Source organism: Klebsiella sp. CSG-1 (genome assembly GCF_056521145.1).
Map to the genome: position 1 here is coordinate 139,605 of NZ_JBWNLD010000007.1, position 13,548 is coordinate 153,152.

The 13,548-nt window shown below is 55.9% G+C and carries 11 protein-coding genes, 1 tRNA gene and 1 pseudogene; 1 reads left to right on the top strand and 12 read right to left on the bottom strand.

Annotated features, from left to right (window positions below; translation table 11 throughout):
• Positions 1–24: 24 nt before the first annotated feature.
• From AC007G_RS17965 to aspA, 11 genes and pseudogenes are all read right to left on the bottom strand, one after another.
• A complete protein-coding gene (locus AC007G_RS17965) occupies positions 25–945 on the bottom strand; it encodes an SDR family NAD(P)-dependent oxidoreductase (RefSeq protein ID WP_064384634.1) in 921 nt (306 codons plus the stop codon).
• 105 nt (positions 946–1,050) lie between these two features.
• Complete coding sequence (locus AC007G_RS17970; protein WP_046853227.1) at positions 1,051–1,620, bottom strand: TetR/AcrR family transcriptional regulator; 570 nt, start codon at positions 1,618–1,620, stop codon at positions 1,051–1,053.
• Between the two features lie 101 nt (positions 1,621–1,721).
• On the bottom strand, positions 1,722–2,573 hold the full coding sequence (locus AC007G_RS17975) for an SDR family NAD(P)-dependent oxidoreductase (protein ID WP_032697136.1): 852 nt from the start codon (positions 2,571–2,573) through the stop codon (positions 1,722–1,724).
• Between the two features lie 243 nt (positions 2,574–2,816).
• Positions 2,817–2,939 (bottom strand): annotated as a pseudogene (locus AC007G_RS17980) (Arm DNA-binding domain-containing protein); the annotation flags it as partial.
• 198 nt (positions 2,940–3,137) lie between these two features.
• A tRNA-Phe gene (locus AC007G_RS17985) sits at positions 3,138–3,213 on the bottom strand.
• Between the two features lie 115 nt (positions 3,214–3,328).
• Complete coding sequence (locus tag AC007G_RS17990; RefSeq protein WP_049267380.1) at positions 3,329–5,416, bottom strand: DUF1176 domain-containing protein; 2,088 nt, start codon at positions 5,414–5,416, stop codon at positions 3,329–3,331.
• Positions 5,417–5,599: 183 nt separating this feature from the next.
• On the bottom strand, positions 5,600–6,175 hold the full coding sequence (locus AC007G_RS17995; RefSeq protein ID WP_015585335.1) for a transcriptional regulator: 576 nt from the start codon (positions 6,173–6,175) through the stop codon (positions 5,600–5,602).
• Between the two features lie 35 nt (positions 6,176–6,210).
• Positions 6,211–8,013, bottom strand: coding sequence for a protein-disulfide reductase DsbD (locus AC007G_RS18000; protein ID WP_142630555.1), 1,803 nt, complete (start codon positions 8,011–8,013; stop codon positions 6,211–6,213).
• A complete protein-coding gene (gene cutA, locus AC007G_RS18005; RefSeq protein ID WP_004856939.1) occupies positions 7,989–8,312 on the bottom strand; it encodes a divalent cation tolerance protein CutA in 324 nt (107 codons plus the stop codon). The genes AC007G_RS18000 and cutA overlap by 25 nt, the downstream gene beginning before the upstream one ends.
• A gap of 93 nt (positions 8,313–8,405) precedes the next feature.
• Positions 8,406–9,707, bottom strand: coding sequence for an anaerobic C4-dicarboxylate transporter (locus AC007G_RS18010; protein WP_004856943.1), 1,302 nt, complete (start codon positions 9,705–9,707; stop codon positions 8,406–8,408).
• A 117-nt stretch (positions 9,708–9,824) separates the two neighbouring features.
• Entirely contained in the window at positions 9,825–11,261 is a 1,437-nt protein-coding gene (aspA, locus tag AC007G_RS18015) for an aspartate ammonia-lyase (RefSeq protein ID WP_032689857.1), read from the bottom strand.
• A 338-nt stretch (positions 11,262–11,599) separates the two neighbouring features.
• On the opposite strand from aspA, the gene AC007G_RS18020 reads away from it, so the two are divergent.
• Positions 11,600–12,070, top strand: a complete 471-nt coding sequence (locus tag AC007G_RS18020; RefSeq protein ID WP_032689856.1) for an FxsA family protein — start codon at positions 11,600–11,602, stop codon at positions 12,068–12,070.
• 96 nt (positions 12,071–12,166) lie between these two features.
• On the opposite strand, the gene yjeH is transcribed toward AC007G_RS18020, so the two are convergent.
• Positions 12,167–13,423 (bottom strand): L-methionine/branched-chain amino acid transporter, encoded by a 1,257-nt coding sequence (gene yjeH, locus AC007G_RS18025; protein ID WP_032697139.1) that lies wholly within the window; start codon positions 13,421–13,423, stop codon positions 12,167–12,169.
• Positions 13,424–13,548 lie beyond the last annotated feature (125 nt).

The following is a 13,548-nucleotide window of genomic DNA, read 5'->3' on the forward strand; positions in this document are numbered from 1 at the left end:
TCCTGTCAGGAGGCCCGTCTGGTATCAATTTAGTAGATCTTCCGTCAGATCCCACAGGCGCGACGCGTTGGCTTTATCCAGCGCCCAACCCGCAACCACTGAAAACTCGGTCATGCGGTCTCCGCTGGTACGCGTAATCAGCTCTGCCTCGTTACAATCGGCGAAATAGCGCCCGCCAACGCCCTCCAGTTCAGGTAGCGTTGCGACCGCAATTGACGTGGCGGCTCCCTGCTGGGCGCTTTTCCACAAGTGCTCCGGTACCGGTAACTCTCCCGAGTACCGCTGCAGGTTTGATTTAATCGCGCCGGGCATTACCGCGTTAACGAAAATGCCCTCCTCCTTCCAGCGACGGGAAGCTTCCACGGCGAACAGCACCATCGCCGTTTTCGACTGACCATAAGCCGTCCACGGATCGTAAGGACGAATATGGTAGTGAATATCGTCGAACACCACTGGACTAAAGTGATGGCCGCTGGAGCTCACGACGACGACCCTTGCGCCGCCCGCTTTTTTCAGCGCCCCATATAGCCCTTTGGTTAAAGCAAAATGGCCAAGGTAGTTGGTAGCAAATTGCGCTTCCCAACCTTCCCGGGTTCGGGTTTCCGGCATGGCCATTACGCCCGCGTTATTAATTAGAATATGCAGAGCACCGGACCACGAAGAAGTAAATTCGGCAATAGAATTTCTGTCAGTGAGATCCAAATAAGCAACATGGATATTTTTATTGCCGGTGCTGCGAATAATATCTTCAGCGGCCTGCCTGCCTGCCTCTATATTCCTTACCGCCAGCGTAACCTCAGCGCCTGCGCCAGCCAGCGCCCTTGCTGTTTCCAGACCGATGCCTGATGCCGCACCGGTCACCACGGCACGCTTATCGCTGAGATCCTGACCTTTAATAACTTCATTGGCAGTACTATTAAAATTAAACTGTGTTTGAATCTTCATATTTAATGACTCTGAAATTTTAAAAAAAAGTGCAGTAAAGAGCAGGTAGTAAATAAACTACCGACTCTTTAAGTTATATTCAGGGAACGAGCGGACTATTTACGTTTAAACCGTAATAGCGCGCCACATCATAGTAAAACCAAGCTGCAGCAATTTATCTTTCTCTTCCGGATGCCGAACAATTTGCTCGCTGGTGGCATCAGCGATATTTTGAATAATGGCATAGATAAACGTTTTGCAATCGGTGGCGAAGAGTGACTGCTTGATTGCCTCATCAAACATCTTATCCACCTGATTCAGCGCCTCCGGCGTCCTGGCGAGCGTCTCCGGCGTAAGTAGATCTGACACCGTCAGCAGCCTGAGCACCTGCTTTCCATCCGGATTTTTCAGCGACCATTCCGTGTAGGCTCGCCAGATATGCATTATCTGCGTGCGAAAATCGGCGTCTTTCGGGTAGCCGGTCACCAGCAGGTCAGACATATCCTGCTTCAGCATTAAATAGACTTCGTTCAGCAGCTGCTCTTTGGTGGGGAAGTAGGTAAACAACGTGCCTACCGCTACTTCCGCGCGTTTAGCAATGCTGGCCGTTGTAGCCGACAAACCGCTCTGCGCAACAATCGCCACCGCGGCCTCCAGAAGTGCCGCCTGTTTTTGCGGACTTAGGGGTCTTGCCATTCCAGCGTCTCCGGGGTTAGTACCATCTCCGCCTAGTGTAATGGATTTAGCCGATGGATTTTCGGCTTTGCTCCCGCGCAGACAAACAACGGGGAAAAATATTACTCGGGAATAAACCCGGTTTTACCTTCGATGACCACGGAGACGGACACCGCTTTTTGCTCCTCCAGCGACTGCAGGCTCTTCTCATAGCTGCCTTTAAGGATTTGGAAAGCATCGGCACCCAGCACGGTTCTCAGCGGTGGCTCTGCCTGCTGACTCAAGGTATAGATGGCATCAGCCATTTTTTGCGGGTCACCTGCGTTACTCTCTTCGCCGTGTTCGGCAATCCAGCGACGCAGTTGGCCCACGGTACCGTTTTTGTAGGCGTCGGATTCTTCAGTCCAGCGCACATTCGCCTGGAAGTTCGTTTTAATGGAGCCGGGCTCAATGATTTGCACCTTGATATTGAACTCCGCCACTTCCTGCGCCGTGCTTTCAGCAAACCCTTCAAGTCCATATTTCGCGGCATGATAGAACGCACCACCAGGGAAAGCGACGCGGCCGCCCATGCTGGTGATATAGATCAGCCGTCCTTGTTTTTTAGCGCGCAATGCTGGCAGGAATGCGCGGGTAATATGTACCGGGGAGAGCAGGTTCAGGGCAAACTGGTGCTCAATTTCCTGTTCGGTGAACTCTTCCATCGCCCCGATTATCGCCCCGCCGGCGTTGTTAACGATGACATCGCTATCGGCGTGCTTTTTCGCGATAGCAGGCAGGCGGGCATAATCGGTCACATCCAGTTTCTCGGTGATAAGCTGTCCGGCAAACTGCTGCTGCAGTTCGGCCAGCGCGGCGGGGTTACGCACCGCGGCCACGACGGTATTCCCCGCCTCCAGCACACGACGGGTCAGCGCCAGACCCAGGCCACCGGATGCTCCGGTAATAAACCACTTTTCAGTTTTAGACGTCATCTTTGTATCCTCGGTTGATAAGCTCGGCGCATGGCCTGGCGGTGAGTTGCTGCGTTTGTCATGGCCATTAATTAAATGACTGACTACTCACTCAATTATATGGCTGGCGATTTAATTTGCAATACGCAGAGATAAAATTTATTAAAGTGTGAAGAGGGGATGAGAAGAAAAATTATATTTATCAAATAAATGAATCAATATAAAACCCAGGGTGAGCGTTTTCGCTGGGCCCGGAAAGCGCTAGCGCAATCGCCAGTGGCGGGAGCCATTAGGGCGAACGAGCAAAAATATGTTGCCACTGTCGGCCAGTTGATAAGCTTTTTCATCCGATTTAGCTGCACGGATTTTAGCGCCATCGAGCGCCAAGGGTGGGGGGGCTCCTGAGAGTAAAAGGGGGATAAATTTTATCGAATCAGACGATACCCGCAGTTGTACCCTCGTAAGGGATTTGCTGTGGGGTGAAGTTGATTGAGTTGGGTGGAGTTAAGATATTGTAGAAGTGTTGATTTCTGCGGGCTTAGAATGCAAAAACGGACCTCCGTAGAGGTCCGTTAATATGAATTTTGGTGCCCGGACTCGGAATCGAACCAAGGACACGGGGATTTTCAATCCCCTGCTCTACCGACTGAGCTATCCGGGCAACGGGGCGCATTAAACCGTAATCCATCCTGTGCGTCAACCAAATTTCTTGATTTCCCTGCTGATTGCTTAACTTTGCGGCAGTTTTGCCGCGAAAGGGACCTTTTACGGGTTCATCACATCATCCCGTTGTCACCTTCGCGGATTTTCCAGCCGCTGACGGCAGAGATAACGCGGCGCAACCCGGATACGGAGTAGCCGCCAATGAGGTCTTCGTCTTCTCGCGGCGAGCCGATCATAATTTCCGCATCGACGCCGTGGCGGTAGGCGCCATGATGGCTGATAACGGTGCCAATGAAGCATTTTCCACCGAGCCAGACGGGGATATAGGCCACCGTTTCATAGACGTAGTAAGAGGCGACGCCGCTGTAGTAATTATCCGCTTCCTCTGATGAGGTACCGGGTGGGATAGGGCAGATGGGGCCATCTTCCGCGTGATCTTTTTTATCTTTCAGCAGGTTGCTTTGCATCAGGTCCAGCGATTTGAGTAAATCGTCGCGCTCCTGTGCCGTCAGTGCCGGCGTCAGCGGCTGGCCTTTTTCCGGTGAACTTAGCGTCTCCAGCCTGTAGCGATAGCGGATCGTCACGGCAGGGCTTCTGTCCGTCGGGCTGAAGGGGCGCAGCAGATACAGGTTGTCTTCGCCGAACTGGCCGTTGTACCACAGCGCATACACCTGGCCGTTGATTCTGACCCACTGGTTCCACTGATTGGCGCCGCGGCCGTTGAGGGAAAACAGCGCCCCGGGTACGCCAGCGTCAAAATCATCGTCGTCATCGGTATCGCTATTATCGACGGTATCAAACGTATTATCCCCCCGCCTCAGCACGCCGGTGTAGCTGAAGAGCCCGGTCCCGCCGATATAGCTGTCGATGATTAAATCGCGCTTACCGTCGTTATCAAGATCGACCAGCGTGAAGCTGACCTTGCCGTTTTCTGAGTCAGCGCTGATATCGGAGTGCAGAAAAGCCTGCCACTCATCGTCGCTGATATCGACCGCGGGTTTGTTGGTCGATACCAGAGAGTCGTCCGCGTAGGTCAGGGTAAAGTTCGTGACGTGCCCGGTGAGCGGGAACTGCGCGGCAACCTTTTTCAACGCCAGTTCCGGGTCGCTCTTTTGCTCTTTCAGCACGGCGTTATACAGCGCCTTGAGCGCCAGATTATCGGCGTCCTTCTGCTGTTTTGGCCGCACCTGACTGACGAACGTGGGCAGCATCCAGGTGCCGCCAGGGGTGATTTCACGACACATACCGGTCGTGTATTTCAGACTCTGCACGAAGGTTCTGCCGTCCCAGACCCGCTCCTCGCCGTTGACGCAGTCGGCGATGCCGCGCCCTTTCATGAAAAAGGTGATTACGCCATCGGCATAGCTGGATGCATCGGTGGCGATCAGCTGTGGTTTGGCGAGAGGGGTATTCTCCACCACCCACATGGCGTAGCCGTCGTTATATGCGGCACGCCAGCACAGGGCCTCGATTAGCGAATGGGTTTTATCGAGAGGGGTTGCGGTGATCTGCCGCTCCTGCGACGGAATATCTTTATTTTGCCAGTCATCACAGCGGCTGTTCAGCAACGGGGTCAGCGCTGGCAGCAGCTTCTGCCGCTGCTTTGCCGTCAGCGGTTCGCTCTGGGCGTTGCGGATCGTCGGGGCGGCGATAATTTCCGGAGCCGGAACGGCGCTGAGCGTGTTGTCATCGTCGGCATCGCCTTTTCGCACCAGCGCATCTGCGCTGCCCAGGCGCTGCTGAAACTCATCAATCTTCAGAAACACCGCACTGCTGCCCGCGCTGGAGAGCGGTTTACGCTGGCCGTTAAGGGCAATCTCGATGTGATTGTCATGCTCCAGCGCCTGAATCAGGGCGGCGGTCTGGCTGCTATCGAAGCGAAAATGGCTGTCGTCTTTGGCCTCAAGCGTACCGCGATCCTGATTGTCGATCAGCAGGTTAACCGTGGCGTCCTGGGGAATATCATGATCGGTCTGGGCGAAGGTCACCTGAGCGCTTACGCGCTGTCCGGCGCCCGCATTACGGGTCAACAGGACGCTGATTTCTCCCATGTTGACACCATAACCTGCGGCCCGACAGGTGCCGGTGTTATCGCAGGCGACTTCCCAGTCTTTATGCGCGAAAGAAAAACCCTGAACAGGCGCGGCCAGGAGCGATGCAGGGCATAGCCCCATGATGGCAGCCCATAGGAGAGGACGCATATAAATCCCTGTAGACATATCGATGTAGGGGGAATTATACCCTTCGCACTCCAAGTTGCATCTCTGTTGACAACCCGTACGGCACTCAATTACCTACGGCCGGTCAGAGGGCGGGGACGCGGTTGCCCTGACGCGTCCTCTTGTGGGGGAGAGATATGCGGATTCGCATCGGGAAAGGCACAATCAGGTTAATGCGCCACCCGCACGACATTGGGCAAAACGCAGAATATCTTCCGCCAGACGCTGGGCGGTATCGACATCCGCCTGGCTGCGTTTTATCAGCAGACGGCTCAGGCAGCCTTCGACAATCAGCTCCATCTGTTTGGCCACCATCGCCGGGTCGTCCACTTCCAGCTGGGTCAGCAGTTCGTGGGTATTGGCCAGAGACGCCTGCTTTTGTTGTTCCGCCAGCTGATGGATAGGGTGCTGGGCGTCCGGATAAAAGGTGCAGGCGGCGATAAACAGGCAGCCGGGATAGCGATGGTTGCTCACGCATTGGGTTAATGCGCCGTAGCGCGCCAGCAGCTTTTGCTCCGGCGTGAGCGTGTCATCGAGCAGCAGCTGACGGCGCCAGGCATCAACCTGATGACTGAGGTAACGCAGCGCATCGTACAGCAGCGCTTCACGATCGGGCCAGAAACGTTTGAGGTCAGCGAGCGGGTAAGAGACGCGTTCGGCGACCATTTCCAGCGTGGTGTTGGCAATACCTTCAATTTCGAGAATTTGTATGGCTTCACCCAGGACATCTTCACGTTGCACGGTCTTCTCCTCCATTTTTCCTCCTAAAGTGTCGTTCACGGTTGCCAATCGTGCAAATGGGCGCTGAATGTCGCCGCATCCATAAAGCCGGTGACGCGCTGCGCGGGCTGCTCTTCGCCCTGCGCATTAAAGAACAGAATGGTCGGCAAGCCGAGCACCTTCAGGTGTTTCAGCAGTGCCACATCCTCGGCGCTGTTCTTGGTCACGTCTATCTGCAACAGAACGGTCTCTTTCAGGGCCTGTTGTACTTCGGTCGAGCTAAAGGTGTATTTTTCAAACTCTTTGCAGGCGACGCACCAGTCGGCGTACAGGTCGAGCATAACCGGTTTACCCTTTGCCTGCGCCAGCGCCTGGTCGAGCTCTGCGATGTTAGCGACCCGCGTAAAGGCCAGATGTGACTGCTGCCGGGCTACCGGCTCGCCAAAAGCCCAGTCCTGCAGCGGACGCGCGCTGACCAGCGCCGCACCGAGCAGAATGATTTGCACGAGGCGCAGCCAGGGGCGGGATGCGCCGAGCGCGGTAATAAAAGCCCAGCTAAAGAAGGCCACGCCCAGCAGAGACCACAGGCGCAGGCCCCAGGGTTCGCCGACGATACGCTCCAGCAAAAAAACCGGCAGCGCCAGGATCACAAACCCGAACGCGGTCTTCACATGGCTCATCCACGGGCCGCTCTTCGGCAGCAGACGGTTGCCAAATACGGTGACGAGGATCAACGGCAGCCCCATGCCCAGCGCATACAAATACAGCGTACCGCCGCCGAGCCACAGGTTGCCGCTCTGGGCAATATACAGCAGGATGGCGCTCAGCGGCGCGGTGGTGCAGGGCGAACAGATCAGCCCGGCAATGGCTCCCATCGCAAAGACGCCGCCGGGTGAACCACCCTGGCGTTTGTTGCTCATCAGCGTCAGGCGGGTTTGCAGCGATGAGGGCAGCTGCAGCGTGAACAGACCAAACATCGACAGCGCCAGCAGGATAAAGACCGCAGACAGGGCAATCAGTACGTACGGATGCTGCAACGCCGCCTGAAACTGCAAACCGGCGGCGGCGACCACCAGCCCCAGCGCGGTATAGGTCAGCGCCATCCCCTGCACGTAGATAAACGCCAGCAGCAGCGCTCGTCCGGTAGAGAGCCGCTGTTTGCCGCCGAGGACAATACCCGAGATCAGCGGATACATCGGCAGCACGCACGGCGTGAAGGCGATACCGATACCTATCAGCAGCGCCCATAGCGCGGAGAAGGGCAGGCTGGCTGGCGCATTATCGCCGGCGTCGCTCTTCTCTTGTTGGACAGGCTGCTCGGGTTGCGAGGCCAGCTCAGGACGCTTTTCCACCGGCAGCGGCGGATTAAATTTGGGTTGTCCGGACGCGGGGAGCGCCGGATGGGCGGGGACCGACTCGCTGCCGGAGGCGGCCAGTACCGTGCGAAGCGGCACCACTTTCGTCTCCGGCGGATAGCAAAAGCCCGCGTCGGCGCAGCCCTGATATGTCACGGTGAGCGTTGCCCCTTTTTCCGCCTGGCTCAGCGTCACCGGGATGGTCAGCCGCTGGCGGTAAATCTCACTTTTGCCGTAAAACTCATCTTCATGCCAGGTGCCGGGCGGTAGCGTCGGCGCGGCGAGGGTGGCATTCGCCGGCGTCAGTTTGATCTGCTGGCGGTAGAGATAGTAACCCTCTTTGATTTGCCAGGTCAGGTTGAGGTCCCGCTGACTCTGCTGGAAATCAAAGGCAAAAGCCTGGTCTGCGGGAACAAAGTCAGAACGCCCGGGGGCGTCAAATAAGCCGGCGAAAGCGGATGTGCTGCAGAGCAGCAGAATCAGCGTAATGATGCGTTGAGCCATGAGAGGTAATCAGTGTCTCCGTGAGTGACGGGTAAAACCAGTAATTCGGGGGTTTGATACGGGTGATGGGACTTCAGGCAATCCAGTAACGCCTGCTGGTGAGCCCGGTCGGTTTTCAGCAGCATTTGCACTTCATACTCCTGCTCCAGCTTGCCTTCCCAGTAGTAGAGCGATGTCGCTCCAGGCAGGAGCGTGGCACAGGCGGCGAGCTTTTCGGCCAGCACTTTGGCCGCCAGATCCTGGGCAGTGGCTTCATCCGGCGCGGTACAGAGAACAACAACAGCATCAGGCGTAGTCATCGTGAACCTCGTATCAGCGAAAAGAGGCACTATAGCACGCACGATGAGGGGAATAATGAAACGGGCCAGAAACTGGCCCGAATTTAAGCAGATTTACAGCATGATGCCGCCAATGATGAACCCCAGAATGACGCACAGGGTGATGGCAATCACCCCTGGGATCAAGAACGCATGGTTAAAGACATACTTGCCGATACGCGTTGACCCGGTGTCGTCCATTTCGACCGCCGCCAGCAGCGTAGGATAGGTCGGCAGCACGAACAGCGCGGAGACGGCAGCAAACGAGGCGATGGCGGTCAGCGGGGTGACGCCAAGCAGCAGCGCAGCCGGCATCAGCGCTTTGGTGGTCGCGGCCTGGGAGTAGAGCAGGGTCGCGGCGAAGAACAGCACCACCGCCAGCAGCCACGGATAGTTGTGCAGCAGGTCGCCGGCTACGGTCTGGATGTCGGTGATATGCGCTTTGACGAAGGTATCGCCCAGCCAGGCGACGCCCAGGACACAGACGCAGGCGCTCATCCCGGATTTAAAGGTGCTGGCGTTGAGCACTTCGCTGGTGTCGATTTTGCAGGTGACGCTAATCAGCGTGGCGATGGTCAGCATGAACACTACGATCGCTTCGTTACGCGGCAGCACCGGGTTCTGAATCAGCCCGACGGTATCGCTGATGGCGGTGGCGTAGAACATGACCGCCACGATGCCGATCAGAAACAGCAGCACCGAACGTTTTGCATGCGGCTTCAGCTCGAAAACCTGGCTCCCGCGCAGCTTCACTTCACCTTTTGCCAGACGCTCCTGATAAATCGGGTCGTCTTTCAGTTCGCAGCCGAGGAAGTTACAGACAACCGCCGTGATCATTACCGCAATCAGCGTCACCGGAATACAGATGGCCAGCAGCGTCAGATAGCTCACGCCCAGAGGTTCGAGGATCCCGGCAAAAAAGACCACCGCAGCGGAAATCGGCGAGGCGGTAATGGCAATCTGCGAGGCGACGACGGCGATAGACAGCGGGCGGGACGGGCGAATGCCCTGCTCCTTCGCAACCTCGGTAATCACCGGCAGGGTAGAGAACGCGGTATGACCCGTTCCCGCCAGGACGGTCATAAACCAGGTGACCAACGGAGCAAGGAAGGTAATGTATTTCGGATGGCGTCTGAGCATACGCTCGGCAAGACTGACCAGATAATCCATGCCTCCGGCCACCTGCATGGCGGCAATAGCGGCGATAACCGCCATGATGATTTCAATGACGTCGAAGGGGATCGCGCCAGGTTTGATTTGAAAGAGGAGCGTCAGGACGAGGACGCCCAGACCACCGGCAAAGCCGATGCCGATACCGCCGAGCCTGGCCCCCAGGTAAATCGCCAGCAGGACAATCACGAGTTCTGCACCAAACATATACGCCTTCCTTGTTTTTTAACAAGTTGATATTGAATTGTTGTGATTTAGTAAACCTAAAAAAGCAAAAAAGGCATGTCATTGCTGACATGCCTTTGGCTAGTTTAACCTGAAAGCTTACTGTTCGCTTTCATCGGTATAACGCTTCGCTTTATAGGCCGGATGCATCAGGTTTTGTGGAGAGAAAATATCGTCCAGCTCCGCTTCGGTCAGTAATCCACGCTCCAGGACAACCTCCCTTACGCTCTTGCCGGTTTCGGCGCAAATCTTGCCGACAATATCGCCATTGTGGTGGCCGATAAACGGGTTGAGGTAGGTGACGATACCGATGGAGTTATATACATAGCCTTCGCACACCGCTTTATTGGCGGTGATGCCGTTAATGCATTTTTCCAGCAGGTTGTAGCAGGCGTTAGTCAGGATGTGGATAGATTCAAACATCGCCTGGCCAATAACCGGCTCCATCACGTTCAGCTGCAGCTGACCGGCTTCCGAGGCCATGGTCACCGTGGTGTCGTTGCCAATCACCTTGAAGCAGACCTGGTTGACCACTTCCGGGACGACCGGGTTAACTTTCGCCGGCATGATCGAGGAACCCGCCTGCAGCTCCGGCAGGTTGATTTCGTTCAGACCCGCGCGCGGGCCGGAAGAGAGCAGGCGCAGGTCGTTACAGATTTTGGACAGTTTCACCGCCAGACGCTTCAGCGAGCTGTGTACCATCACGTAGGCACCGCAGTCGGAGGTGGCTTCAATCAGATCTTCCGCCGGAATCACCGGCAGGCCGCTGACTTCCGCCAGTTTTTGTACCGCCAGCTGCTGGTAGCCATCCGGCGTATTCAGGCGCGTACCGATGGCGGTGGCGCCGAGGTTAACTTCGAGCAGCAGCTCTCCGGTGCGCAGAATGCTTTTGATTTCTTCATTCAGCAGAACATTAAACGCGTGAAACTCCTGGCCGAGCGTCATCGGCACGGCGTCCTGCAGCTGGGTACGACCCATTTTCAGGACATCCTGGAATTCGACGGCTTTATTCTGGAAACCGTCACCCAGCTGGTTGATGGCGTCGGTTAATTTCAGCAGGGACGCATAAACCGCGATACGGAAACCGGTCGGGTAGGCATCGTTGGTGGACTGGCATTTGTTAACGTGGTCGTTCGGGTTCAGATACTGGTATTCACCTTTCTGATGGCCCATCAGCTCAAGGCCAATATTGGCCAGCACTTCATTGGTGTTCATGTTGACGGACGTCCCTGCGCCGCCCTGGAACACATCAACCGGGAACTGGTCCATGCATTTACCGTTATTCAGAACTTCATCGCATGCGGCGATAATGGTATTCGCGACGCTTTTAGGAATGGTTTGCAGTTCCTTGTTGGCCATCGCGGCGGCCTTTTTGACCATCACCATGCCGCGCACGAACTCGGGGATATCGCTGATTTTGCTATTGCTGATGTAGAAGTTTTCAATCGCTCTCAGAGTATGAACACCATAGTAGGCGTCAGCTGGAACTTCCCTGGTACCCAACAGGTCTTCTTCGATACGAATGTTGTTTAACATGTGAACCTTCTTTTTCAAGCTGCCAATGAATTCACCAAATACGCAGAATTTATGGGATTTTGCGCATTTTCTTGCCGAAGATTATTTCCTTAATCGGCCCGGTGCCCACGATCATATGCTGATGATAGCGAATGTCAGCAACCTTGATCACTTATTATGTCGAGAAGGGTATAAGAATTATTAATCTGTGAAATGAGTCACCGCTTTGCCGTTCCTGGAAAAAATAAGCGCTTCTGCCGATTGAAATGTGCTGTTTGAGCCCAATATTGATGTGATGCGAAAAGCACACCGATGACTGCGGGGGCCGATAGTGAACCCCGCTAATGAAGGAGACGCCAGTGCGTTGGATTCCGTTTATTGCCATTTTTTTATACGTTTATATTGAGATATCGATCTTTATCCAGGTGGCTCACGTGCTTGGCGTTCTGTTGACGCTGATTCTGGTGATCTTTAGCTCGGTGGTCGGTATGTCGCTGGTGCGCAACCAGGGCTTTAAAAACTTTATGCTGATGCAGCAGAAAATGGCGGCTGGTGAAAGCCCGGCGGCAGAAATGATTAAAAGCGTCTCGCTGATTATCGCCGGTCTGCTGCTCTTGCTGCCGGGGTTCTTTACCGATTTCCTCGGCCTGCTGCTTCTGCTGCCGCCGGTACAGAAACACCTGACCCTGAAGCTGATGCCGCACTTACGCTTTAGCCGGATGCCCGGCGGTGGTTTTAGCGCGGGAACCGGAGGCGGTGAGACCTTTGACGGGGAGTTCCAGCGCAAAGATGAAGAGCGCGACCGTCTGGATCATAAAGACGACCGCTAACCCCTCAGGCCCGGCAAGGCCGGGTTGATACGGTGATATAGCTGATGAGCCGGATATGCGTTGCGCTATCCGGCTTTTTTATGGGCTGTTTCATTCTCAATGATGGTGGGGAAGCGCCGCCGGACGGCGCTTTGGTAGCCACAGCCACAGCGCCGCCATCACCAGCAGAGCGTACAGGCTTTTCCAGCCGACCATCGCCAGTAACAACAGGCAGAGCAGGCTCCCGATGAACGCCAGAACCCGATAGCGCCCCCGCAGTAACCGGCAGCCCGCCAGCATGCACAGCAGATAAATCATAATAAAGATGCCGTTGGCATAGACGATCAGCGCATCGAGGTTGATATCCAGCCAGTAGATGGCGAGCGTGCTGATGACACAGCAGCCCAGCACCACGTTGAGCGCATTGCGTGGGATTTGCTGCGGCGAGAGGCGGGCGAGATAGCTTTCTGGCTTGTACTGCGCCTGCGACCAGACCAGACGGGCAAAACTCTGGATATAGATATTGAGGCTGGCGAAGCAGGCGAGATAGCCAATGACGCAGGCGATCCACAGTGCCTGCACGCCAAACAGGCGCACCACGATATTGGGCAGCGATGCGGCGGCGGCCATATCGCTGCCGAAGGCGTGAAAATGCAGGACCAGTACGGTACAGGCCCAGTAAACGGAGCCCGCCAGCAGCAGGCCGATCATGAGTGCACGGGGGAAATCGCGCTCCGGGCGTTTAAATTCCGATGCCAGATGGGCGAAGGCTTCAAGGCCGACGAAACACCAGAACATCACCGACAGGGCGGCAAAAAGGCGGGAGCGATCGATATCCGCCGGCGCCGGAAAGGGGATTTGCGCCGGGCTAATCCCGCCGCGCCACCAGATAGCGACGATCAGCGCGACGATCAGAACCGCTACCAGCGTTTGTAGATTCGCGCTGGAGCTTGCGCCCCGCGACCCGACCCACCAGATGATAGCCAGCGTACCCAGCTCCGCGAGCAGCAGCTGGCTGTCGTGCCAGCCAAACAGCGCCTGGCCGAAGCCGGTGGCGATATGCAGCGCCGCCGGTAGCCCAACCGGAATGACCGACAGGAACAGCCAGCCGGTGACGCGTTCCATATGGGAACCAAATGCCATATTGACGAAGTGTGCCACGCCGCCCGCGCTGGGGAAGTGACGGCCAAGGACGGCAAAGACGATAGCGATCGGGAAGACCAGTAAAATGAGCGCGGGCCAGGCCCACAGGCTGTTATCTCCAGCCACCAGTGCGGCAAGAGCGGGAACGGCAAAGACGCCGGTGCCGAGTAGCGACGTAGAAAGCAGCCCCACTCCCTGAGCCAGACCTAACTCCTGTTTTAAACCACTCATGATGCCATCCTGCCCTGACAAAAGATCGATGGTATCACAATCGTTTTTGCTTATGACGATGGTAAACCGGCATCTGTTTCTGTGCGTCAGCGCACGAGGAAAAATTTTTTTTTAACTTTCCCCCT

Excerpts from the sequence above, each read along its gene's own strand:
- AC007G_RS17965 (WP_064384634.1), bottom strand. The coding sequence starts at position 945 with ATGAAGATTCAAACACAGTTTAATTTTAATAGTACTGCCAATGAAGTT.
- AC007G_RS18000 (WP_142630555.1), bottom strand. The coding sequence starts at position 8,013 with ATGGCTCAACGCATCATTACGCTGATTCTGCTGCTCTGCAGCACATCC.
- AC007G_RS17990 (WP_049267380.1), bottom strand. The coding sequence starts at position 5,416 with ATGCGTCCTCTCCTATGGGCTGCCATCATGGGGCTATGCCCTGCATCG.
- yjeH (WP_032697139.1), bottom strand. The coding sequence starts at position 13,423 with ATGAGTGGTTTAAAACAGGAGTTAGGTCTGGCTCAGGGAGTGGGGCTG.
- AC007G_RS17970 (WP_046853227.1), bottom strand. The coding sequence starts at position 1,620 with ATGGCAAGACCCCTAAGTCCGCAAAAACAGGCGGCACTTCTGGAGGCC.
- AC007G_RS17975 (WP_032697136.1), bottom strand. The coding sequence starts at position 2,573 with ATGACGTCTAAAACTGAAAAGTGGTTTATTACCGGAGCATCCGGTGGC.
- AC007G_RS18010 (WP_004856943.1), bottom strand. The coding sequence starts at position 9,707 with ATGTTTGGTGCAGAACTCGTGATTGTCCTGCTGGCGATTTACCTGGGG.
- cutA (WP_004856939.1), bottom strand. The coding sequence starts at position 8,312 with ATGACTACGCCTGATGCTGTTGTTGTTCTCTGTACCGCGCCGGATGAA.
- aspA (WP_032689857.1), bottom strand. The coding sequence starts at position 11,261 with ATGTTAAACAACATTCGTATCGAAGAAGACCTGTTGGGTACCAGGGAA.